The sequence below is a fragment of the [Erwinia] mediterraneensis genome, from assembly GCF_900604315.1.
Lineage (GTDB): Bacteria > Pseudomonadota > Gammaproteobacteria > Enterobacterales > Enterobacteriaceae > Pantoea > Pantoea mediterraneensis_A.
In genome coordinates, this window is sequence record NZ_LR026978.1 from 20,824 (window position 1) to 44,380 (window position 23,557).

General features: G+C 52.3%; 23 protein-coding genes and 1 other annotated feature. Of the genes, 16 read left to right on the forward strand and 7 right to left on the reverse strand.

The genetic code is table 11. The annotated features are described in order from the left end of the window. Positions 1-99: 99 nt before the first annotated feature. Complete coding sequence (locus tag E0E17_RS00105) at positions 100-1,518, reverse strand: glutamine synthetase family protein (protein WP_207302069.1); 1,419 nt, start codon at positions 1,516-1,518, stop codon at positions 100-102. A 201-nt stretch (positions 1,519-1,719) separates the two neighbouring features. On the opposite strand from E0E17_RS00105, the gene puuD reads away from it, so the two are divergent. From puuD to E0E17_RS00120, 3 genes are read left to right on the forward strand one after another with little or no spacing between them, the layout of a single operon-like run. Next, positions 1,720-2,484 carry a gamma-glutamyl-gamma-aminobutyrate hydrolase gene (gene puuD, locus E0E17_RS00110; RefSeq protein ID WP_130830716.1) on the forward strand — a complete coding sequence of 255 codons (765 nt, stop codon included), beginning with the start codon at positions 1,720-1,722 and terminating at the stop codon, positions 2,482-2,484. Then, entirely contained in the window at positions 2,481-3,038 is a 558-nt protein-coding gene (puuR, locus tag E0E17_RS00115) for an HTH-type transcriptional regulator PuuR (protein WP_130830717.1), read from the forward strand. The genes puuD and puuR overlap by 4 nt, the downstream gene beginning before the upstream one ends. A gap of 32 nt (positions 3,039-3,070) precedes the next feature. Continuing rightward, positions 3,071-4,348 (forward strand): NAD(P)/FAD-dependent oxidoreductase, encoded by a 1,278-nt coding sequence (locus tag E0E17_RS00120; protein ID WP_130835410.1) that lies wholly within the window; start codon positions 3,071-3,073, stop codon positions 4,346-4,348. A 27-nt stretch (positions 4,349-4,375) separates the two neighbouring features. Here the strand turns inward: E0E17_RS00120 and E0E17_RS00125 are convergent, their stop codons facing one another. Further along, a complete protein-coding gene (locus tag E0E17_RS00125; RefSeq protein WP_130830718.1) occupies positions 4,376-5,203 on the reverse strand; it encodes an SDR family oxidoreductase in 828 nt (275 codons plus the stop codon). Positions 5,204-5,382: 179 nt separating this feature from the next. Between E0E17_RS00125 and hisL the strand changes: the two genes are divergently transcribed. From hisL to E0E17_RS00185, 12 genes are all read left to right on the forward strand, one after another. After that, the gene (hisL, locus tag E0E17_RS00130; RefSeq protein WP_100396937.1) at positions 5,383-5,430 is read left to right on the forward strand and encodes a his operon leader peptide; all 48 of its coding nucleotides are present in this window, start codon (positions 5,383-5,385) and stop codon (positions 5,428-5,430) included. After that, positions 5,406-5,526 (forward strand) — a sequence feature (His leader region). It overlaps the preceding gene by 25 nt. A gap of 56 nt (positions 5,527-5,582) precedes the next feature. After that, the gene (gene hisG / locus E0E17_RS00135; RefSeq protein ID WP_130830719.1) at positions 5,583-6,482 is read left to right on the forward strand and encodes an ATP phosphoribosyltransferase; all 900 of its coding nucleotides are present in this window, start codon (positions 5,583-5,585) and stop codon (positions 6,480-6,482) included. Between the two features lie 4 nt (positions 6,483-6,486). Continuing rightward, positions 6,487-7,794 carry a histidinol dehydrogenase gene (gene hisD, locus E0E17_RS00140; protein WP_130830720.1) on the forward strand — a complete coding sequence of 436 codons (1,308 nt, stop codon included), beginning with the start codon at positions 6,487-6,489 and terminating at the stop codon, positions 7,792-7,794. Continuing rightward, entirely contained in the window at positions 7,791-8,867 is a 1,077-nt protein-coding gene (gene hisC / locus E0E17_RS00145) for a histidinol-phosphate transaminase (RefSeq protein WP_130830721.1), read from the forward strand. The genes hisD and hisC overlap by 4 nt, the downstream gene beginning before the upstream one ends. Beyond that, positions 8,864-9,931, forward strand: coding sequence for a bifunctional histidinol-phosphatase/imidazoleglycerol-phosphate dehydratase HisB (gene hisB / locus E0E17_RS00150; protein ID WP_130830722.1), 1,068 nt, complete (start codon positions 8,864-8,866; stop codon positions 9,929-9,931). Before hisC ends, hisB begins: the two co-directional genes overlap by 4 nt. Continuing rightward, entirely contained in the window at positions 9,931-10,521 is a 591-nt protein-coding gene (gene hisH / locus E0E17_RS00155; protein ID WP_130830723.1) for an imidazole glycerol phosphate synthase subunit HisH, read from the forward strand. The genes hisB and hisH overlap by 1 nt, the downstream gene beginning before the upstream one ends. After that, positions 10,521-11,258, forward strand: a complete 738-nt coding sequence (hisA, locus tag E0E17_RS00160) for a 1-(5-phosphoribosyl)-5-[(5-phosphoribosylamino)methylideneamino]imidazole-4-carboxamide isomerase (RefSeq protein ID WP_130830724.1) — start codon at positions 10,521-10,523, stop codon at positions 11,256-11,258. The genes hisH and hisA overlap by 1 nt, the downstream gene beginning before the upstream one ends. Further along, positions 11,240-12,016: an imidazole glycerol phosphate synthase subunit HisF gene (hisF, locus tag E0E17_RS00165; protein WP_130830725.1), complete on the forward strand. Its 777-nt coding sequence runs from the start codon at positions 11,240-11,242 to the stop codon at positions 12,014-12,016. The genes hisA and hisF overlap by 19 nt, the downstream gene beginning before the upstream one ends. Further along, complete coding sequence (gene hisIE, locus E0E17_RS00170) at positions 12,010-12,621, forward strand: bifunctional phosphoribosyl-AMP cyclohydrolase/phosphoribosyl-ATP diphosphatase HisIE (protein ID WP_130830726.1); 612 nt, start codon at positions 12,010-12,012, stop codon at positions 12,619-12,621. Before hisF ends, hisIE begins: the two co-directional genes overlap by 7 nt. 169 nt (positions 12,622-12,790) lie before the next feature. Continuing rightward, a complete protein-coding gene (locus E0E17_RS00175) occupies positions 12,791-14,062 on the forward strand; it encodes a type II toxin-antitoxin system HipA family toxin (protein ID WP_237680740.1) in 1,272 nt (423 codons plus the stop codon). Beyond that, complete coding sequence (locus E0E17_RS00180; protein WP_237680741.1) at positions 14,059-14,391, forward strand: helix-turn-helix domain-containing protein; 333 nt, start codon at positions 14,059-14,061, stop codon at positions 14,389-14,391. The genes E0E17_RS00175 and E0E17_RS00180 overlap by 4 nt, the downstream gene beginning before the upstream one ends. Continuing rightward, positions 14,378-14,860, forward strand: coding sequence for a YbaK/prolyl-tRNA synthetase associated domain-containing protein (locus E0E17_RS00185; RefSeq protein ID WP_130830728.1), 483 nt, complete (start codon positions 14,378-14,380; stop codon positions 14,858-14,860). The genes E0E17_RS00180 and E0E17_RS00185 overlap by 14 nt, the downstream gene beginning before the upstream one ends. Positions 14,861-14,898: 38 nt before the next feature. Here E0E17_RS00185 and E0E17_RS00190 read toward each other — a convergent pair whose 3' ends face one another. Further along, entirely contained in the window at positions 14,899-15,996 is a 1,098-nt protein-coding gene (locus tag E0E17_RS00190) for a sulfotransferase domain-containing protein (RefSeq protein ID WP_165446194.1), read from the reverse strand. 244 nt (positions 15,997-16,240) lie between these two features. On the opposite strand from E0E17_RS00190, the gene E0E17_RS00195 reads away from it, so the two are divergent. Further along, entirely contained in the window at positions 16,241-17,356 is a 1,116-nt protein-coding gene (locus E0E17_RS00195; RefSeq protein ID WP_130830730.1) for a succinylglutamate desuccinylase/aspartoacylase domain-containing protein, read from the forward strand. Between the two features lie 34 nt (positions 17,357-17,390). Here E0E17_RS00195 and E0E17_RS00200 read toward each other — a convergent pair whose 3' ends face one another. The 4 genes from E0E17_RS00200 to E0E17_RS00215 all read right to left on the reverse strand — a co-directional run bounded on the left by E0E17_RS00200 (position 17,391) and on the right by E0E17_RS00215 (position 23,528). Next, complete coding sequence (locus E0E17_RS00200; RefSeq protein WP_130830731.1) at positions 17,391-18,665, reverse strand: Wzz/FepE/Etk N-terminal domain-containing protein; 1,275 nt, start codon at positions 18,663-18,665, stop codon at positions 17,391-17,393. Positions 18,666-18,735: 70 nt separating this feature from the next. Continuing rightward, positions 18,736-20,142, reverse strand: coding sequence for an NADP-dependent phosphogluconate dehydrogenase (gnd, locus tag E0E17_RS00205; protein WP_130830732.1), 1,407 nt, complete (start codon positions 20,140-20,142; stop codon positions 18,736-18,738). A gap of 595 nt (positions 20,143-20,737) precedes the next feature. Further along, a complete protein-coding gene (locus E0E17_RS00210; RefSeq protein ID WP_130835412.1) occupies positions 20,738-22,111 on the reverse strand; it encodes a phosphohexomutase domain-containing protein in 1,374 nt (457 codons plus the stop codon). A gap of 1 nt (position 22,112) precedes the next feature. Beyond that, positions 22,113-23,528, reverse strand: a complete 1,416-nt coding sequence (locus E0E17_RS00215) for a mannose-1-phosphate guanylyltransferase/mannose-6-phosphate isomerase (RefSeq protein ID WP_237680742.1) — start codon at positions 23,526-23,528, stop codon at positions 22,113-22,115. Between the last annotated feature and the right edge of the window lie 29 nt (positions 23,529-23,557).

Here is a 23,557-nt window from a genome sequence, read left to right on the forward strand (position 1 = left end):
TATGATCTGTTTTTGCAGGTCGCATATTCTGCCTTAAATGCCAGGCGAAAAACAAGATGCCGGAACTATTCTTTGTAACAAAGCTTGAGATTAATCCGATCAGGCATTTTTCAGCATCCAGTCAATCTCTGTCGCGGTGATAAGCCGTTCAAATTGCATCAGTTCATGATGCTTACAACTGTACCAGACGCGACTGAAACGTTCGCCCAGCCATTTTTGCAGCGCCCTGCTCTGTTCAAACTCATACAGCGCATCGCTCTGACGAATCGGCAAGGAGATGCCTGCCGCCTCGTGGCCGTTACCCTGTACCGGTGGCGGCAGGGGCAATTGATGATCAAGACCGTGCAGAATACCCGCCAGAATCGCTGACATCACCAGGTAGGGATTGGCGTCCGCACCCGCCACGCGATACTCCACGCGCCGGTTTTCCAGATCGCCGCAGGGAATACGCAACGCCACGGTGCGATTATTGTGTCCCCAGGAGGCCTGCAACGGCACAAAGGCGTCGGGTTGAAAGCGGCGGTAAGCATTGACGTTAGGGGCCAGCAGCGCCATCGAGGCGGGCATCAGATCCAGCATGCCGGCCAGCGCCCGTTTCAGCAGCGGAGAGTCGCTGCCATCGTCCGTGGCGAAAGCGTTATGATCGGCCGCATCCAGCATACTGATATGCACATGCATGCCGCTGCCTGCGTACTCTTCATAGGGCTTGGCCATGAAGGTGGCGGTCATGCCATGATTTTCTGCCACCTGACGCACCAGTCGTTTCAGCTGGATGGCGGCGTCACAAGCTTTGAGTACGTCACGCGTATGATGCAGGTTGATTTCAAACTGTCCCGGCGAGGCTTCGGCCAGCGCGCCATCGGCGGGAATCCCCTGCAGTTTCGCCAGTGCATCGATATCACGCAGCACCTCAGCGAAGTGATCCAGGTTGTCCACCGAGAAGACCTGGCTCTGCATATTGCGCTCTTCGCTGCCGGGGGCGCAGGGGGGCTGGATATAACCTTCCGCATCACGCTTTTTATCGACCAGATAGAACTCCAGCTCTACCGCTACCACCGGAAACAAGCCGCGTTTACGCAGTTGCTGCCACAGATGGTTAAGCACATTTCGGGGTTCAACGTCAAAGGGAGTACCATCCTGGTTGCGCATGGTCAGCAGAAGTTGCGCGATATGGTCGGGGTCGGAAGCAGAGGGAATAAGGGTATCAGGAACGGGAATACAGAGGTTGTCAGGTTCGCCCAGTGTCTGTCCGAGTCCGGCCTCCTCCACCGTATTGCCCAGAATATCCATGGCAAATACCGATGCCGGAAAATAACAGCCTTTCTCCAGTTTTGCCAGACCGGCGACGGGAATGCGCTTGCCGCGAAAAACCCCGTTTAAATCGTTAAGAAGAATATCCACATACTGCATATCAGGATGGCGTTCCAGCCAGGCTTTTGTCTCCAGCTGGAACGCGCTGGTTCGCTTCTCTTCACTGTGCCGCGTGAAGTCTTCCACTTCCACCAGGTTCGTCATAATCCCACCCGCCTTTGCTGATGATCGGTGCACTGCTCAAAATAACAACCACTCTTCAACCATAGCCCTAACACAAAAAGTGTGCAAATGTAACAAAACTGTTTGAAGATTAGCCAGGCGATTGCTAGATTGTCAATATATTGCACAGTTTTGCGCCATACCCGCTCTGTTGGTGAAAATATTTAACAGTGTTGCGAGGAAAACATGGGCATTATATTTGACAAGCCCTTGATCGGCGTAGTGATGTGCCAGGTCGAGAAAGAGGGCCATCCTGCACAGATCGTACACAATAAATATCTGGACCCGCTGGTAGAGGCGGGAGCAGTCCCGCTTGCGCTTCCTCACGCTCTGACGGATTCCCCTGACCTGTTAGCCAGCGCCATGGCCGTGCTGGATGGTGTGCTGCTCACCGGCAGCCCCAGCAATATCGAACCCTGGCATTATGGTGAAGAAGGCAGCGAAGAGCATGCCGATCCGGGCCGCGATCGGCTGGCGTTTGCTGTCCTGACCCAGGCCATTGGTAAAAAGATGCCGATCCTGGCGATCTGTCGCGGTATGCAGGAGCTGGCGGTGGTGAACGGCGGATCGCTTTATCGTCAGCTCAGCCAGCAGCCTGGCCTGTTGCGGCATCATGAAGACCATTCGCAACCGCTGGCGCAGCAATATGCGCCGGCCCATGAAGTTTTTATTACCCCTGACGGCCTGCTGCACCGCCTGCTGAATGGCTGTGAGCGCCTGTGGGTCAATTCGCTGCATCAGCAAGGCATCCGCGAACCTGGCCCGCAGTTGCGCATCGAGGCGCGTGCTGGCGACGGGCTGATTGAAGCGCTCAGCCTGCGCCATCATCCTTTTGCGCTGGCGCTGCAATGGCATCCCGAATGGCGGGCGGCAGAATCTCCCGTATCACGTCAGTTGTTTGCTGGCTTTATTGAGGCTTCTCTCTGTTATCACAAGGAAAAAAGACCATGAACGACAGTATGCTGGCGCCCGGACGGCGCCTCTCGCAGATCCGGCAAGAACTGGGACTGTCCCAGCGCCGTGTCGCCGAGCTGTCAGGCCTGACTCACAGCGCCATCAGCACCATCGAACAGGACAAAGTGAGTCCGGCGGTCAGTACCCTGCAAAAACTGTTGAAGGTATATGGCTTATCGCTGTCAGAATTTTTTTCTGAGCCAAAAAAGGATGATCCGCCGCAGGTCATAGTGCGACCGGCGGATCTGGTGGAGCTGGGCGGCCAGGGGGTTTCGCTCAAGCTGATCCACAATGGCCGCTCGCAACGTGCGCTGGCGATGCTGCTGGAAACCTATGAGCCAGGCGCCACCACCGGCGAAAAGCTGCGCCATGCCGGTGAAGAGACCGGCACCTTATTAGAAGGCGAAATTACGCTGGTGGTGAACGGACAAAGCTATCACCTGTGCGCGGGCGAGAGCTACGTCATTGATACCGGCCTGCCGCATAGCTTTATCAACACCTCGACAGTGCCCTGTCGCATTATCAGCGCCCATACGCCCGCCAATTTCTGAGCGGGTCCTTAATCAGCATCCGGGAGGTTATGATGAACCATGTGAAAAGTTATTATGCAGCATCAGCCAATCATCATGCTCCCTGGCCAACACTGCGCGGCAGCGTGCAGTGCGATGTCTGCATTATCGGCGGTGGCTTTACCGGGCTCTCGGCCGCGCTGTTTTTAACCGAAGCGGGCTATGATGTGGTGGTGCTGGAAGCGGCGCGCGTTGGCTATGGTGCCAGCGGTCGCAACGGCGGCCAGGTGGTGAACTCTTACAGCCGTGATGTCGATGTGATTCAACAGCGCTACGGCAAAGAGACGGCGCAGATGCTGGGCAGCATGATGTTTGAAGGGGCCGATATTATCCGCGATCGGATCGATCGCTACGCCATCGCCTGCGACTACCGCCCTGGCGGCATTTTTGCCGCGCTCAATCCGCGTCAGATGAACTATTTGCGTAAGAAGAAAAAATGGTGGGAGCGTTACGGCAATCACCATCTGGAACTGCTGGATGAACGCGGTATCCGGCGGGAGATCGCCTCTGACCGTTATACCGGCGGACTGCTCGACCGGCGCGGCGGGCATCTGCATCCGCTGAACCTGGCGCTGGGCGAAGCGGAAGCGATTCGTCGTCACGGTGGCCGGATTTATGAAAAATCGCCCGCCGTCCGCGTGCAGTATGGTGAGCCGAACCGGGTTAAAACGACGCAGGGCGAGGTGGTAGCGAAATTTGTTATCTTTGCCGGCAACGCCTATCTGCCCTCGCAGCTGGAGCCGCGGCTGAGTCGCACCAGCATGCCGTGCGGCTCGCAGATCATTACCACCGAGCCGTTAAGCCAGGATCAGGCGCTGTCGCTGCTGCCTGGCAACCACTGCGTAGAGGATTGTAACTATCTGCTGGATTATTTCCGGCTCACCGCAGATAACCGCCTGCTGTATGGCGGCGGCGTGGTGTATGGTGCGCGTGAACCGGTGGATATCGCCGCGCTGATCCGGCCCAAACTGAAGAAAACCTTCCCACAGTTGCAGAACGTGAAGATCAGCCACAGCTGGAGCGGCAATTTCCTGCTGACCCGCTCGCGTATGCCGCAGTTTGGCCGGCTGGAAAAACATGTCTGGTATATGCAGGGCTACAGCGGCCATGGCGTCACCTGTACCCATCTGGCGGGTAAGCTGATTGCCGAGGTGCTGCGCGGCGAGGCGGAGCGCTTTAATGCCTTCGCCAGCCTGCCCCAGCTCGCCTTTCCCGGCGGACGGCGCTTTAAAATCCCCCTCACCGCCATGGGCGCCGTCTGGTATGCGTTACGGGACCGGCTCGGGGTTTAAGCCCCCTGCCCGCTCCCGAAAAACATCTCAGCCCAGCGGCATTTTCAGCGGATCCGCATAGTTGTACTCGAATCCCAGTTCATTGCAGATTTTGCTGCCGTCAATAATCTTGCCCCGATCTTTGCTGTCTGAAGGCAAAAACTGCGGCGGCGTCAGACCCAGCTGGCGCGTTACGCAGGGATAGAATTGCTCACGGGCAGGATGCCGGGGGGCGCAGAGATTATAAAGATGGCCCCCTTTCGGCGTTTGCAGCAGCAGGGTGATCGCCCCGACCACATCATCCAGATGCACCAGGTTGACGACATGCGCGCCGTCGGCAAGGTCGGTTTTCCCGGCGAGGAAACGCCCCGGGTGACGATCAGGGCCGACCAGTCCGGCCAGACGCAGAATATCGACGCTGGTGCCCGGCAAATCGTGCAGCCAGCTCTCCAGCGCAGCCAGGGTTCGGCCCGCCTGGGTTTGCGGCTGCAAAGGAGCGTTCTCTTTCATCACGCCGCGCGCGTTGCCATACACCGAGGTGGAACTGGTAAAAACGATGCGCGGGATCTTATACACCAGCGCAGTATCGACAATATTTTGCACCGCCTGCATATAGTGTTCGCCCCCGGCTGCGGTGCGGCTGGCCGGTAAGGTGATCACCAGCGCATCCGCCTGCATCAGTTGCGTCAGATCTTCCGCATCCGCTTCAATTTCGGGCGTCAACTGCAACTGAAATGCCGCCACGCCGCAGCGCCGTGCCGCATCAACGCCATCCGGCGTGGTTTTGCTGCCGGTGACCTGACAGCCGCGCGCCGTCAACGCCATCGCCAGCGGCATTCCCAGCCATCCCAGCCCCACAATCGCGACTCTTTTCATCTTTACTCCTTGCCTGTGGCTGCCTGACTTCTTACATCATCTTAATGCTGCTGACGACGGCAGGCCACCGTTAACTACTGCTTTAAATTCAGATGGCCGGTTAAAAAAAGGTTGCTAATAACGCATATCTTCGCTAGCTTAACGGTACACAAATGAATACTCATTCATACGGAATAGTTATGACACGCGTTCAGTTCAACCACCATCATCACCATCACCCTGATTAGTCTTTCAGGCGATGTGTGCTGGAAGACATTCTGATCTTCCAGTGGCGTGAACGCAAAGAGAGCCCCCGGAAGATCATCTTCCGGGGGCTTTTTTTTGGACTGACGTTTCATGCGCCGTATGGCAGACAGGACTGGATAAGAGGACAGGAACCATGTTAGATAACACCCGCTTACGCATAGCTATGCAGAAATCTGGCCGACTCAGCGATGATTCACGCGAACTGCTGGCGCGCTGCGGCATTAAAATCAACTTACAGCAGCAGCGTCTGATTGCGTTTGCGGAAAACATGCCTATCGACATTATGCGCGTGCGTGATGACGATATTCCCGGCCTGGTAATGGATGGCGTGGTGGATCTCGGCATCATCGGCGAAAACGTGCTGGAAGAGGAGCTGTTAAACCGTCGCGCTCAGGGAGAAGACCCGCGTTACTTTACCCTGCGTCGCCTCGACTTTGGCGGCTGTCGCCTGTCGCTGGCAATGCCGGTTGATGCTGAATACAGCGGTCCGCAATGCCTCAACAATGCCCGTATCGCCACCTCCTATCCTCACCTGCTGAAACAATACCTTGATAAACAAGGCATCGCCTTTAAATCCTGCCTGCTGAATGGCTCGGTAGAAGTCGCGCCGCGTGCTGGTCTGGCGGATGCGATTTGCGATCTGGTTTCTACCGGCGCCACCCTGGAAGCCAACGGCCTGCGTGAAGTGGAAGTGATTTACCGCTCTAAAGCGGTGCTGATCCAGCGTGATGGCGAGATGCCGGGTGCCAAACAGGAGCTGATCGACAAGCTGATGACGCGTATTCAGGGCGTGATTAAAGCGCGTGAATCCAAATATATTATGTTGCATGCGCCGAGCGAGCGTCTGGAAGAAGTGATCGAGCTGCTGCCGGGCGCAGAGCGTCCTACCGTGTTGCCGCTGGCGGGCGATAAGAGCCGCGTGGCGATGCACATGGTGAGCAGCGAAACCCTGTTCTGGGAAACCATGGAGAAGCTGAAGGCGCTGGGGGCCAGCTCTATTCTCGTGCTGCCCATTGAGAAGATGATGGAGTAAGACGATGAGCACATTTAATACCGTGATTGAGTGGCAACAGTGCAGCGCTGAGCAACAGCAGGCGCTGCTGACCCGCCCGGCGATCTCCGCCTCTGACAGCATCAGTCAGACAGTGCGTGAGGTGCTGGAGAAAGTGAAAAGCGCAGGCGACGCCGCGCTGCGTGAGTTCAGCGCGCGCTTCGATAAAACCGAAGTTGATGCTCTGCGCGTCAGCGAGGCGCAGATTGCGGCGGCCAGCGCCCGTCTCAGCGACGAGCTGAAACAGGCGATGGCGGTGGCCATGGCCAATATTGAAACCTTTCACAACGCCCAGCAGCTGGCAACGGTGGATATCGAAACCCAGCCCGGCGTGCGCTGCCAGCAGGTGACGCGCCCGGTAAAATCGGTGGGTCTCTATATCCCCGGCGGCTCGGCCCCGCTTTTCTCCACGGTATTAATGCTGGCTACGCCCGCGCGCATCGCTGGCTGTGGCCGCGTGGTGCTCTGTTCGCCGCCGCCCATTGCCGATGAGATCCTCTATGCGGCGCAGCTGTGCGGCGTAAAAGAAGTATTCCAGGTTGGCGGCGCGCAGGCGATCGCGGCCCTCGCCCTGGGCACTGAGTCGGTGCCCAAAGTGGATAAAATTTTTGGTCCGGGCAATGCGTATGTCACCGAAGCGAAACGTCAGGTAAGCCAGCGTCTGGATGGAGCCGCCATCGATATGCCTGCCGGCCCGTCGGAAGTGCTGGTGATCGCCGATGAAGGCGCGAATCCGGCATTTGTCGCCTCGGATCTGCTTTCGCAGGCGGAACACGGGCCCGATTCGCAGGTAATTCTGCTCACGCCATCGACGCGTCTGGCAAGCGAAGTGGCCGCCGCGGTTGAGCAGCAGCTCGGTCAGCTGCCACGTGCCGCCACGGCGCGTCAGGCGCTGGCAAGCAGCCGTCTGATCGTGGCACGCGACCTGGCGCAGTGCGTGGAGATCTCCAACCAGTACGGCCCGGAGCATCTGATTATTCAGACGCGCCAGCCGCGTGAACTGGTGGATAGCATTACCAGCGCTGGATCGGTGTTTCTCGGCGACTGGTCGCCGGAGTCTGCCGGGGATTACGCCTCGGGCACCAACCATGTGCTGCCAACCTACGGCTACACCGCCACCTGTTCCAGCCTCGGCCTCGCCGATTTCCAGAAGCGCATGACGGTACAGGAGCTGACGCCGCAAGGTTTCCTTAATCTTGCCGCCACCATCGAAACTCTGGCTGCCGCCGAGCAGCTGGAAGCCCATAAAAACGCTGTCACTCTGCGCGTCGCCGCCCTGAAGGAGCAAGCATGAGCGTAAATATCGAACAGCTGGCGCGCGCCAACGTACGTGCGCTGACCCCTTATCAGTCAGCACGTCGCCTGGGCGGTAACGGGGATGTGTGGCTGAACGCCAATGAATACCCGCTGCCGGTGCCCTTTGAGCTGTCGCAGCAGACGCTGAACCGTTATCCGGAGTGTCAGCCAAAGCAGGTGATTGAGCGCTATGCCGCCTATGCGGGCCTGCAGCCTGACCAGGTCCTTGCCAGCCGTGGCGCTGACGAGGGCATCGAACTGCTGATGCGTGCCTTTTGCGAGCCGGGCCAGGATGCCGTGCTGTTCTGCCCGCCCACTTATGGCATGTACAGCGTCAGCGCGGAAACCCTCGGCATTGAATACCGTACTGTTGAGGCGCTCCCGGACTGGCAGCTGAACCTGCCCGCCATCGCCGACAAGCTGGACGGCGTCAAGCTGGTCTATATCTGCAGCCCGAATAACCCTACCGGCAATCTGGTGAACCCGGACGATATCCGCACCCTGCTGGAGATGACTGCCGGAAAAGCACTGCTGGTAGCGGATGAAGCCTATATCGAATTCTGCCCTGAGGCGACGCTGGCAGGCTGGCTGCAGACTTATCCGCACCTGGTGGTGCTGCGTACGCTCTCCAAAGCCTTTGCGCTGGCCGGACTGCGTTGCGGTTTTACCCTGGCAAATCCGCCGGTGATCGAGCTGCTGCTGAAGGTCATCGCCCCCTATCCACTGCCGACGCCGGTAGCGGACGTGGCAGCGCAGGCGCTGAGCGAGCAAGGCATCGCCCTGATGCGTCAGCATGTGGCCGAGCTGAATGCCAATCGCGCCTGGTTAGCGGCGCAGCTGGCGCAGTGCGCCTGTGTGCAACAGGTCTTTCCCAGCGAAACCAACTATCTGCTGGCGCGCTTTACCGATTCTCCGGCGGTGTTTAAAGCCCTGTGGGATCAGGGCATTATCCTGCGTGACCAGAACAAAAACCCGGGCCTGGCGGGATGTTTACGCATCTCCATGGGTACCCGTGATGAATGCGAGCGCCTGATCGCCGCGTTGCAAGCCTTACCTGTGGAGCAAGCATGAGCCAGAAAACCCTTTTTATCGACCGTGACGGCACCATCATTTCCGAACCACCGAAGGATTTTCAGGTGGATCGCATGGACAAGCTGGCCTTTGAGCCCGATGTGATCCCGGCGCTGCTGGCGCTGCAGACGGCTGGCTATCAGCTGGTGATGATCACCAATCAGGATGGTCTGGGTACGCACCGCTTCCCGCAGGCGGATTTTGATGGTCCGCACAACCTGATGATGCAGATCCTCACCTCGCAGGGCATTCGCTTTGACGATGTGCTGATCTGCCCGCACCTGCCGGAGGATGCCTGCGACTGCCGCAAGCCCAAAACCAAAATGGTGGCGTCCTGGCTGGCGGAGGGGACGCTCGATACCGCCAACAGCTATGTGATTGGCGACCGCCTGACCGATATCGAACTGGCCCACAACATGGGCATTGAGGGCATCCGTTACGGCGCAGAGGGCGTAGACTGGAAAGCGATTGAGCAGCGCCTGACAAAGCGTGATCGTCATGCGCTGGTGAACCGTAACACCAAAGAGACGCAGATTCAGGTTGAGGTGTGGCTGGATCGCGAAGGCGAGAGCAAAATCAATACCGGCGTCGGTTTCTTCGATCATATGCTGGATCAGATTGCCACCCACGGCGGTTTTCGCATGAACATCGAGGTGAAAGGCGATCTCTATATCGACGATCATCACACCGTGGAAGATACCGGCCTGGCGCTCGGCGAAGCGCTGTTAAAGGCGCTTGGCGACAAGCGTGGTATTGGTCGCTTTGGCTTTGTGCTGCCGATGGATGAGTGCCTGGCGCGCTGCGCGCTGGATATTTCCGGCCGTCCGCACCTGGAATTCCGCGCCGAGTTCAACTATCAGCGCGTTGGCGATTTGAGCACCGAGATGGTGGAGCACTTCTTCCGCTCGCTCTCCTACAGCATGGCCAGCACCCTGCACCTGAAAACCAAAGGCAAGAACGACCATCATCGCGTGGAGAGCCTGTTTAAAGCCTTTGGCCGTACCCTGCGCCAGGCGATTCGTGTTGAGGGCAATACCCTGCCGAGCTCGAAAGGAGTGCTGTAATGAAGGTGGTGATTCTCGATACCGGCTGCGCCAACCTCTCCTCAGTCAAATGGGCGATTAACCGCCTTGGCTACGAGGTGGAAGTGAGCCGCGATCCCGATCTGGTGTTGCGCGCCGACAAACTTTTCCTGCCGGGTGTGGGCACCGCGCAGGCGGCGATGGATCAGCTGGAAGAGCGCGAGCTGATTGAACTGATCAAAGCCTGTACCCAGCCGGTGCTCGGCATCTGTCTGGGAATGCAGCTGCTGGGTCACAGCAGCGAGGAGAGCAACGGCGTTAACACCCTCGGGATTATCGACGCGCCGGTCGCGCTGATGGATACCCGGGGCCTGCCGTTGCCGCACATGGGCTGGAATCAGGTTCTGCCACAGGCGGGCAACCGGCTGTTTCGCGGCATCGACGAAGGCAGCTATTTCTACTTCGTCCACAGCTATGCGATGCCGGTGAATGCGCACACCATCGCCCAGTGCCATTACGGCCTGCCTTTTACCGCCGCGGTGCAAAAAGATAACTTCTTCGGCGTACAGTTCCACCCCGAGCGTTCAGGCAAAGCGGGCGCCCAGCTGCTGAAAAACTTCCTGGAGATGTAATGATTATTCCGGCTTTAGATTTAATTGAAGGAAAAGTGGTGCGCCTGCATCAGGGCGATTATGCGCAGCAGCGCGACTATGGCAGCGATCCCCTGCCGCGCCTGCAGGAGTATGAACGCCAGGGCGCGGCGCTCCTGCATCTGGTGGATTTAACCGGTGCCAAAGATCCGGCAAAACGCCAGATTCCACTGCTGAAAACGCTGCTGGAAGGGGTGCAGGTGCCGGTACAGGTTGGCGGCGGTATTCGCAGCCGCGACGATGTGGCGGCGCTGCTTGAAGCGGGCGCTTCGCGGGTGGTGGTCGGCTCCACGGCAGTGAAGCAGCCGGAGATGGTACAGCAGTGGTTCACCGAATTTGGCCCCGACGCCATTGTTCTGGCGCTCGACGTGCGCATCGACGCGGCGAACCGCAAAGAAGTGGCGATCAGCGGCTGGCAGGAAGCGGCGGGCGTGACGCTGGAAGAGGTGATCGAACAGTATCAGCCCTTTGGCCTGAAACATGTGCTCTGCACCGATATCTCTCGTGATGGCACCCTGAGCGGCTCAAATGTGGCGCTTTATCACGAAGTCTCGACGCGCTATCCCGCCATTGCTTTTCAGTCTTCCGGTGGCATCGGCTCGCTGGCGGATATTGCCGCCCTGCGCGGCAGCGGTGCGCAGGGGGTGATTGTGGGTCGCGCGCTGCTGGAAGGTAAATTTACGGTTTCGGAGGCGATCGCATGCTGGCAAAACGGATAATCCCCTGTCTCGATGTACGCAACGGCCAGGTAGTCAAAGGCGTTCAGTTCCGCAACCATGAAATTATTGGCGATATCGTTCCCCTCGCCCAGCGCTACGCGCAGGAAGGGGCCGATGAGCTGGTGTTTTACGATATTACCGCTTCCAGCGACGGCCGTGTGGTTGATAAAAGCTGGGTGTCGCGTGTGGCGGAAGTGATCGATATCCCCTTCTGCGTGGCGGGCGGCATTAAAACGGCGGAAGATGCCGCGCAAATTCTCTCGTTTGGCGCGGACAAGATCTCCATCAATTCACCCGCGCTGGCCGATCCGGAACTGATTACCCGCCTTGCGGATCGTTTCGGCGTACAATGCATTGTGGTGGGCATTGATACCTGGTTTGATGAAACCAGCGGTAAATATCATGTTAACCAGTACACCGGCGACGAAGCGCGTACCCGAGTCACCCACTGGGAAACCCTCGACTGGGTGCAGGAAGTGCAGAAGCGCGGCGCGGGCGAGATCGTCCTGAATATGATGAACCAGGATGGCGTTCGTAACGGCTACGATCTGGTGCAGCTGAAAAAAGTTCGCGACCTCTGTTCGGTGCCGCTGATCGCCTCCGGCGGCGCGGGGACCATGCAGCATTTCCTCGACGCCTTTGAACAGGCCAATGTGGACGGCGCGCTCGCGGCGTCGGTGTTCCATAAACAGATCATTAATATCGGTGAGCTGAAACGCTTTCTGATTGAAAACCATGTGGAGATTCGCGCGTGTTAACTGAAGAACAACTGGCCCGCCTGGACTGGGTCAAAACTGACGGCATGATGCCCGCTATCATTCAACACAGCGTCTCTGGCGAAGTGCTGATGCACGGCTATATGAACCAGGAAGCGCTGCAGAAAACCCTGAGCGATGGCAAGGTTACCTTTTTCTCGCGCACCAAAAACCGTCTCTGGACCAAAGGGGAAAGCTCAGGCCACTTTCTGCATGTGGTGAGTATCACTCCTGACTGCGATAACGACACGCTGCTGGTGCTGGCGAATCCCGTCGGACCTACCTGCCATCTGGGTACTTCAAGCTGTTTTTCACCGGCGGCACCGGACTGGACCTTCCTGTACCAGCTGGAACAGCTTATCGCCGAACGCAAACAGGCCGATCCCGCCAGTTCCTATACGGCAAAACTCTATGCCAGCGGTACCAAGCGCATTGCGCAGAAAGTCGGCGAAGAAGGGGTAGAAACCGCCCTCGCCGCCACGGTGAACGATCGTCACGAGCTGACCAATGAAGCTTCGGATCTGATTTATCACCTGCTGGTGCTACTGCAGGATCAGAACCTGGATCTGAGCGCAATCATTGCGAATCTGCGTGCCCGCCACAAGTAATCCACTTGTGCAATATTTTGCTCAAAATTGAGGATCCTCCTCTTTTTTGAGCAAAATTCTTCTCAAAAGTTCGTATTACCGCTATGATTGAGCAATATTCTGCTCAAACAGCAAGTGTACGATGCTCACAGTCCAACTCTTTATTGATGGTAGCTGGCATGACGCCGCCGTGCTGGAGATCAAGGAACCACGTAAAGGCCGATTTAGTCAGGCAAAGCTGGCTTATGAATTTACCTACGCCCTGGACTACCTGGAACGCAATGATATTGCAAGCTGCAGCCTGCACTGCCCGGTTAACCTGATTGGCAGTCATTATGCCCAGCCGTGGTTTGGTTTTCTGGACGATATCATGCCTGCAGGCGCAAGCCGCCGCTACTGGATCAATCATCTGGGATTACAGGGTAAATCGTCTGGTGAGCAGGACTACCAGTTATTGAAGTGCGGTACTATTGCACCTGTAGGTAATTTACGTATTAAAGAGTCCCTGCCAGTATTACCACCGCAAAGCACGCTGCACTACAGACGTTTTCCGGCTGAATGGGCAACCGAACGCGATACTGATTTTCTGGAATATGCACAGCAGATGGGGGCCGCCAGCGGTGGTGCCACCGGGGCGGGGGGCGAAGCACCAAAACTTCTTCTGCGCTGCTCGCCAGACAACGACGTGTGGATTGATACCTGGCAGGATGATCTTTTTAATCAGGATACGCATTATCTGGTGAAATACCCGCGCGGGAAACGCAGCGCAATTGATTGTGACATCTTGCGAGCAGAATATCATTTTTATCATGAACTGAGTGCGCTGGGTATTGAGACTATCGATACCCGACTGATGCGTTTAGAAGAAGGAGCTCGCTATCCCTCTTTGTGGCTGCCTCGCTTTGATGTGGCCTTTATCGCGGGTAAAAAAACCTTATATGGACTGGAGTCTGTTTTTTCACTGCTACAAAAGCCACCAGGCAGCTATCTCAATCATTTTGACGTTATTCGCCAGCTGGTCGCCCTCCTGCCATTCAAAGATACCAGTCGGAAAGCATTCGTCACCGAGTGGGTAAAACGCGACATGCTGAATATTGCCTTTGGCAATTCAGATAACCATGGTCGTAACAGCGCTATTTTGAAAACAGATCAGGGGATGAAGCTGGCACCCGTTTTTGATTTTGCTCCGATGAAGGCCGATCCAGAAGGTATTGCCCGCACCACACAATGGGGCTCGCCTTTTGAAGAGGGGGGCAATTATCAATGGGAAAAAATTGCCGTTGCGCTGGCCGATTTGGTACCTCCCGAAGAATTGTTGCGTTCACTGGCAACGCTGGCAGAAAAATTGATCGGGCTGAAGCCCCGACTTCAGGAACGTGGCGTACCTGCATCCATTATCAACATGCCGGGAATGGGTTTTGACTACCTTGATCAGCGTATCGATTCATGGGGATTATTATGAAGCCGCTGCCACCTTTTGAGCGGGAGGCGAGACTGCTGAGCGAATTGCAGCGTTTGTATGAAGATGACGTTACGCCAGGGGAATTGCTTCGCACGTTGCGCAAACAGGTATTGGGATTTTCGCAGGAGCGTTATGCTGCACTTGCAGGCATCAGTCGTCGTACTCTTTCTGATATTGAGCAGGATAAAGAAAGCGCTTCACTAAACACCTTAAACCGGGCTTTTATGCCTCTGGGCTTAAAAGCGGGTTTATTACCGCGCCAGAACACAATGATGCAACAGTTGCTGCATCAATTGAGTCACAAGGATGAAGCCAATGACGACACATGAAAAACTTATCGCTCTGCTGGAACAGCACAACGCCCGTTATACGCTGATGGCCCATGAAGCAACCGGGAAATGTGAAGCGGTCGCCGCTATTCGCGGCACCGAAGTGGGTCAGGGAGCCAAGGCGCTGGTCTGTCATGTGAAAGGCAACGGCGTCAAACAGCATGTGCTGGCGATCTTACCGGCCGATCAACAGGCCGATCTCAGCAAAGTCGCCGCCGCTGTCGGCGGGACGCGCGCCTCGCTGGCCAGCCCGGCGGAAGTGGATGCGCTTACCGGCTGCGTGTCTGGTGCAATCCCTCCCTTCAGCTTCCATCCCGATTTACAGCCGCTGGTGGATCCATTGCTGTTTGCTCGCTATGACGAGATCGCCTTTAATGCCGGACGGCTGGATAAATCCGTGGTGCTGAAAACCACCGATTATCAGCGTCTGTGTCAGGCGCAGGTGGTCCCAATTATCCGCCAGGCGTGACCAGGGATAAATCAGAGCCATTTGCCCGTTGCCCGCTATTACTCATACCCCAGCTGGCTGTTAATTTCCCTGAGCCCGCTGACAGCAAAATACTTTTCGGCGTCGTCGCTCCAGTAATCTTCCCAGTTAGAGCGGCTGCCGGAAAAGGTAGGGTTCTTTTTCCCGTACTGGGCGCGAAAACTTTCTGACAGCGCCTGAGCAAACCCCGGTTTAATCTCATCAAGACGTGCTTTTACCTCGTCAGAAAAACTGTCTTCACACATCTCTTCATATTTAACCGGTATGCTGGCGCTGTCGTTCAGCATCATGCCAGCAATCGCTTTGATATGGGCAATATCGCAATCTGAATAGGCAATTAAGAAGGCAATAAACCGGCTCTGCTCACTCATTTCCCGCCAGTAAAGATCCCTGCCGCTCAACGGCTTTACTTTGCTGTATTTGAAACGGTACAGGCTGACCAGCACGTCTCTTAAGTTTCGCCGCACATTAAAGATGCAGACGTTCTGCTGGCGGATCTTCTCCAGCATGCGGGAAGATTCAATATGACCGACGACCGCCCTGCCCTTGAGAAGTTTGGTCACCAGATGCACCGGCGCATTCACTCTGCAGAGTTCCGGATTCACATGTACCTCTTCATCGCGCAGCTTTCTGAAATCATCAATAATATTGATCCCCGACAAATGCAGACGCATCGGATGAATACCGGCATCTTTCAGCGCTGCCTCCAGAAAATAAGTGCCGGATTTAGGAATGCTGTTAACCAGAAAACCTGAACAGCAATACTCACTGCTATTGACCCAGGGATCGGTATTAATCAGCGGTAGCAGATAGAGCGGCGCAGCCCGGTTTTCCTCATGGCCGCGCCAGATATTACTGGTTATATATCTGAACCGGCTGGTGATATCGCCAGCATGATTCAGTAAGCAGATCTCATTCCCTTCATGTATCCAGCGGCATTCACTATCGCTTTTATACCCATATAATCCCCCATCCGGCTCAAAAATAAGCTCACCATAATGTTTACCCGTCTGGGAGCCAAACGAGTAGATCGTATTGAAGTCGGGACTCACCACTGCGGGATTTAAATGATACGACGGGGATAACGCTTGTGACTGCTCGCTTTGATTTGCTGGCATAGAGGGGGTTCTCCTGGCTGGATTGAGCGTGCATCCGTTAAGCATACAGCAGACCGCCACGCTCACCTCCCCGGAGAACAAAAAACAGCCAATAACGAGACCGCGGTCAGCATTCTGCACACAATACCACCGCTTTCATCCTGCTCTGAGGCGAAAGCGCCACTATACTTTTCTTCCCGGTTCATAAAATCGCTGGCACATGCATCGCCCGTGATTTTCCCAACAGTGAGATTGCCCGACAGTCATGCGACAACAAAATCATCCTCTGCTCAGTGCTTCGCTGGGTACCCAGCGCCACATTGTCAGTTTTCATTTTGGTGAAGAGTCTGAACGTCAGGTCTATATTCAGGCCGCACTGCACGGCGACGAACTGCCCGGTATGGCGGTAGCCTGGTATCTGAAACAGCGGCTGCTGGCGCTGGAGTCTGCAGGGAAACTCAACGCCGCTATTACTCTGGTGCCGGTTGCTAACCCGCTGGCGCTGGCGCAACACTCGCACGGTATACCGGTGGGACGCTTTCATACCCTTTCTGGTCAGAATTTTAATCGTCAGTTCCCGCTGCTGGGCGACGCGCTGGCCCCTGCGCTGCTGGAAACACTGACCTCAAGTATGGTGGAGAACAAACAGTTGATTCGCGATGCGCTTGATGTCCATTTTCGCGATCGTATCCCTCATACCGAACTGGATTCACAGCGCTTCATTCTGATGCGTATTGCCTCCCAGGCTGACCTGATGATTGATTTGCACAGCGATATGGAAGCGTTGCCGCATCTCAGTACCACGCGGCAGGCCTGGCCGCATATTGAGCCGCTGGCGCGACGGCTGGGAAGTCAGGTGCATTTGCTGACGGAGGATGCCGCAGGAGAATCGTTTGATAAAGCCTGTTGTGAACCCTGGAACACGCTTAAGCAGCGCTTTGGTAATGACTACCCCATCCCTGATGGGCTACAGCCAGTAACCTTCAAGCTATGCGGCATGCGTGACATCTCGCCACATCAGGCTGAACAGGACGCAGAGGCGATTATTCATGCCCTGATTGACGCTGGCTTTATCAGCGGCAAAGCTCCGCCCCTGCCCCCCCTGGCAGGAAAACCGACACCGCTGGCCGGCTGCGAGTATCTGTCTGCACCGCATTCCGGTCTGATTTTGTATCGTCGTGAACTGGGCGAACGGGTAAAAGCGGGTGAAGTGGTAGCTGAGATTGTCGATCCGAACACCGATCTGGTGACGCCGTTGATCGCGGAATATGGTGGGCTATTTTATGCCAGACACTGGATACGCTTTGCTACCGCAGGAATGATGGTCGCGAGGCTGGCAGGGGAACATGCACACAGGAAAGGCAGCTTACAGGTGACGTAACAAAGCCGGCTCAGTGGCCGGCTCTACACAACAGTTATGCATTATGACGGGCGCGATAAGTGGCTATCATATTTCTGCCCAGCACAATCGCTGAACCGAAAATCCCGCCCAGCAGCACCGCCAGTACCAGGGTCCTCCTCCTTTTCGGGCTATCGCGACGCACGGGCAGATCTGGCTTCATAATATAACGGTAGGCCTGTAGATTATTGGGTGGGACCACCAGCGAGCGTATCGCTAACAGAGCAGACTGAGTCTGATAGTAGTTGTCATCAAAAACCAGTGGTCGGGTCGCTTCGTTAGCTATCATCGCCGCCAGCGCTTTTGAACCCAGCAGATAGAGCGTGTCGTTGGAAAGATACTCTGCCTGAGTCAGTTGTGATTTATCAATATCTGACGCCTCGGCAATTTTTAATGCCTGCTTCAGCGCAGCCAGGCGCTGATCTTTTTTACCCTGTGCAATGCGCTGCAGGTTCGCCAGCGATTCACTCAGTTCACGTTCTTTTGCTGCCAGATTGTGCATAATATCCGTCATATAGTCATCAACCACTTCTTTATTGATCACGTCAATAAAGCGCGTAAGCAGCTGTTGCGCCTCTCTGGCTGACTCTGCAGTATATTTAATTCTTAGCGGATCGTCCCGGCCTTTAGTTACCTGCTCAACATACAAGGCAAGCTGTTGCTCCTCTTCCTGAGACTCTGCCGAAGGCGCAGGCGGTGTTGCGTTATCGCCATCAGCAGATTGCCGTTCATTATTATTGGGCGTGATTTCCTGTTGCGTAGCTACAGGCTGGTCTGATTGGTTGGCTTTTATAACGGGCGGCTTTTTACTGGTGCTATTATCGGTAACGTCGTTATCATTACCCATTTTAACATTAACCGTCAGACCGGCATTGGCATTTTTATTCACCGGTTCAACGTTTAAAAAACGTGGATCGTCCAGATTTTGTAACGAGCCAGAAAGGGCAGATATTGAAGCATTAAAGCGGTTGAAAATCTGCTGTTGAAGCGCTGCTAAACTGATTTTATCCTGCGGGTTCTGAGAGTACAAGACATTCAGCGCGGCATTATAGTTGGCTACCTGACCGCTGCTCGGCTGAGTCAATATAGCCTGAGAGGTCCATTTTTCCTTCGCTAAAAAGAGATAAATTAAGGCAAGAATGAGGAAAGCAACGATCGTGGCAATAATGGTTTTTTTTCCTTTCCATAACTGCACGATGACATCAAGAAGATCAAGTTCATCATCCTCATTATAAAATATTTTCCGCAGTACACCCTGCTCGTCATTTCTTTTGCTAATTTCTTGTGCCATAGGTTAATTAATTCAATTATGAAGGAAAGGGATAACAGAAAAACCTCCCGCAGAGCGGGAGGTGAAGGGATTAAGAAAGCCACTCAGTGTGGAACACGCCTTCTTTATCGGTACGCTTATAAGTGTGCGCACCAAAGTAGTCACGCTGCGCCTGAATCAGGTTAGCCGGCAGTACCGCAGAACGGTAACTGTCGTAGTAGGCGATAGCAGCAGAGAACGTCGGGGTCGGGATGCCATTCTGCACAGCGTAGGCCACCACGTCACGCAGCGCCTGCTGATACTGGTCGGCAATCTCTTTGAAATAAGGCGCCAGCAGCAGGTTAGCGATTTCTGGCGTCTTTTTATAGGCGTCAGTAATTTTCTGCAGGAACTGAGCACGGATGATGCAACCCGCACGGAAGATTTTCGCAATCTCACCGTAGTTCAGGTTCCAGCTGTACTCATCAGAGGCCGCTTTAAGCTGTGAGAAGCCCTGCGCGTAAGAGACGATTTTGCCCAGATACAGCGCGCGACGTACTTTTTCGATAAATTCTGCTTTATCACCGCTGAAGGCCTGCGCCTGCGGACCGGTCAACACTTTAGAAGCCGCAACGCGCTGGGTTTTCAGCGAAGAGAGATAACGCGCAAAAACGGATTCAGTGATCAGTGACAGCGGTTCGCCAAGATCCAGAGAGCTCTGGCTGGTCCATTTACCGGTACCTTTGTTTGCCGCCTCATCCAGAATCACATCAACCAGATAGTTGCCCTCTTCATCTTTCTTGGTGAAGATATCTTTGGTGATGTCGATCAGGTAGCTGCTCAGCTCACCCTGATTCCACTCGCTGAAGGTTTTCGCCAGTTCATCATTGCTCAGACCCAGCGCGCCTTTCAGCAGCGAGTAGGCTTCTGCGATCAGCTGCATGTCGCCATATTCGATGCCGTTGTGCACCATCTTAACGTAGTGACCTGCGCCATCCGGACCGATATAGGTCACGCACGCTTCGCCTTCGGCACGGGCAGCAATTTGATCCAGAATAGGTGCTACCAGTTCATAAGCTTCTTTCTGACCACCTGGCATGATAGAAGGCCCTTTCAGTGCGCCCTCTTCGCCACCGGAAACCCCGGTACCGATAAAGTTAAAGCCCTGCTCGGAAAGCTCTTTGTTACGGCGGATGGTGTCCTTATAGAAGGTGTTACCGCCATCAATCAGGATGTCGCCTTTATCCAGATGCGGCGTCAGCGAAGCGATGGTTTTGTCGGTAGCTTCACCGGCCTGCACCATCAGCAGAATGCGGCGCGGTTTTTCCAGGGAGTCGACGAACTCTTCAACGGTATAGAAAGGTGCGAGTTTTTTGCCCGGATTTTCAGCAATAACTTCGTCGGTCTTTTCACGTGAGCGGTTGAAGATAGACACAGTGTAGCCGCGGCTCTCAATGTTAAGTGCCAGGTTACGGCCCATCACTGCCATACCTACAACCCCGATCTGTTGCTTGGACATACCTACTCCTGTTTAGGTGAGAAAACCAGCAGTACAATAACTGCGGTCATTTTTATGAACATATTAATCAGTATTGGGGGGGAATGGTAGTCATTGATATCGAAGATTTTTCATGAAAGAAACAATAAACATTGTGCGAATAAGCATATTGACTATACTTAACCATGTAAATTCAACATCACAAACCATGTATCATTCACTTGTTGATTTATTTAAATGCAATGATGAATGTAACTTTATTTAAAATCAAAGCATAACCAATCGCTGTTATATAAAAGTCAAAAGTCAGTTAGTTATTTATTAATTATAACATAAAATTAAAACAATTAAAATAAATCACCTATAGACACCCAAGTGCGTTATTGCATACTGAACTGCTAGTTAAAATTATTTAAAAAAATCCAAACAGTATCATATAAAAATCCATATAAATACTTAAGCGTTCCCATTTAAACCACTTATTATCTTTGTATCCTTTTCAACACTCTAAATAGAAATTCAACATATTAAGTTAAAAAATAAAGATAATAACATTACCCCTACTTAACATCCTAATGCCACAATAAATAAACTAAACCCTTAAAAATATTTTTTATCATGAAGAATGGAGAATACCCAAAACTTCTTTAGTTTTTTCTTGCATTAAATCAACATCCATTTTCGACTCAACATTAAGCCTTAAGAGAGACTCTGTATTCGAAACTCGCAAATTAAAACGCCAGCTGTGAAATTCAACGCTTAATCCATCTAATTTATCTATAAATAACGCCTTATCCCGATAAAATCCTTCAACTTTTGCAATAGCTATATAAGGTTCTTTAATTATAATATTAATCTCGCCAGATGATGGATATGCAGCAATCATATCACTAACCAACTGTGATAAAGGCAAGCCAGAATTCGATACTAGCTCAGCAACTAATAGCCAAGGAATCATACCGCTATCACAATATGAGAAATCACGGAAATAGTGATGTGCACTCATTTCTCCACCATAGATAGCATCTTCTTGTCTCATGTGCTCTTTAATAAAGGCGTGACCCGTTTTAGATTGAACAGGGATCCCTCCATATTTATTTACAATATCGATAGTATTCCAAGTAAGCCTAGGATCATGAATAATTCGCTCTTTTTTATTCTTAAGGAGAAAAGATTTAGCAATTAAACCGACTATATAATAACCTTCTATAAAATTTCCTTTATTATCAAAGAAAAAACAACGATCAAAATCACCATCAAATGCAATACCAATATCAGCATTATGATTGATCACGGCATTAGCTGTTTCACTTCTACATTCAGGAAGTAATGGATTGGGAATACCGTGTGGGAAATTGCCGTCAGGTTCATTATTGATTTTGAAAATTTCAATAGGAACCATTTTTTGGTTGAAGACTTTTTCAATAGCATCAATAACATGACCAGCTGCACCATTACCGGAATTTATTACCAGCTTCATTGGTTTCATCTGAACCAATTCAATATAACTTAACAAGTGCGATATATATCTGTCTAAAATATTAATTTTTTTATAACAACCGCGCTTCTGTTCTACAGGTTTAGAAAAATTATTTTCTTCAACTAACAATTCAATTTCAGCCAATCCATTATCTCGACTAATAGGTCTACTTTTAGGACCTACCAGCTTCATTCCATTATATTCTATAGGGTTGTGACTAGCCGTAATTTCAATTCCACCATCAAGTTCCAGAGAAAATGTAGCATAATATATTTCCTCAGTACCTGATAGGCCTATATCAAAGACATCTACTCCACTGTCCAACAAGCCTTGCGAAAGAGAAAGTTTTAGAGATTCACTAGTTAAACGAACATCATGCCCAACCACAACCGTTTTTGGGCTAAATAATTCACCATAAGCACGCCCTATTTTATAGGCAATATTATTGTCTATCTCATCGTTAATTTTTCCACGTATGTCATACGTTTTAAAACATTTCATTGAGCACATACTAATAACCAGCTCCATATTCTTCGATTCTTACCACGTCATTTTCACTAAGATATCCTCCGGTACGAACTTCAATTAGCTCAAGAGAAATACTACCAGGATTCTCAACTGAATGAGCTGTACCGACAGGTATATATATAGATTCATTTTCTGTCAATAGTATAGTTTCATTTCCTTTAGTTACTTTTGCTGTCCCTGATACTACCACCCAATGCTCTGCCCTATGATAATGAAGCTGTGTTGCAGTTTTCTCACCTGGTTTGACAGTAACAGCTTTGACTTGATAACGAACTCCTTCTGCAATAGTGTCATGTTTACCCCATGGACGAAATACCTCTTTATGTTGTAAATATTCAGATCGCTCATTATTTTTTAAATACTCTACAATTCCCTTAACATTCTGAGCATTATTTTTATCAACGACCAGAACAGCATCTTTTGTTTCTACCACAATTAAATCGTTGATACCTACAACAGCAACAAGACGGCTCTCAGAATGTATATAGTTATTTAATGATTGTTCAACAATAACATCGCCATGAAGTGCATTGCCATTATTATCTTTTTTGCTAACGCTCCAGAGGGCAGACCATGAGCCAATATCATTCCAAAGAGCATCCATACACACAACGACAGAATTTTTAACTTTCTCCATTATAGCGTAGTCGATCGATATACCTGGACAACTAAGGAAAGCTTCTTTATTAACACGTAAAAAATCTAAATCATTATGTGCACATGTAATAGCTTTGAAACAACACTCATAGATATCAGGACAAAATTCTTGTAAAGCTTTCAAGTATGCTGAAGCTTTAAATAAAAATATACCACCATTCCAGTAATAATTTCCTGAACTAACATATTCCGTAGCTTTAATTTCATTGGGCTTTTCAATAAAGCTATTAACCGAAAAAGTAGAGTCATCAATTTTTTTACCTCTACTAATATATCCATACCCTGTTTCTGGATAACTTGGAACAATGCCAAATGTTACTAATTTATCATTAATCGCATGAGTAATCGCTTTACTAACTGATAATTCAAAAGCCTTAGGGTCCTCAATTAGGTGATCTGCTGGCAACACCAATAATAATGGATCTTCATTATCAGAGCTTGCTTTAAAAGCGGCCAATGCTATTCCAGGAGCAGTATTTCTCCCTTCAGGTTCGAGTATAATACTTTCATAGCTAATTTGCTCATTACGTAATTGCTCTGCTACAACAAAACGATGTTCTTCATTACATATAAAAATGGGATCTATATGAGGTATATTTTTTAACCGAGCTATAGTCTCTTGAAGCAATGTTCGTGAAGATGTCAATGATAAAAACTGCTTCGGATAAAGAGCCCTTGATAAAGGCCATAGTCTGCTGCCAGAACCACCAGCCATAATCACAGGAAGAATTTTACTTTTCATGAAAATACACTTTTTGGTTAAATAAATAA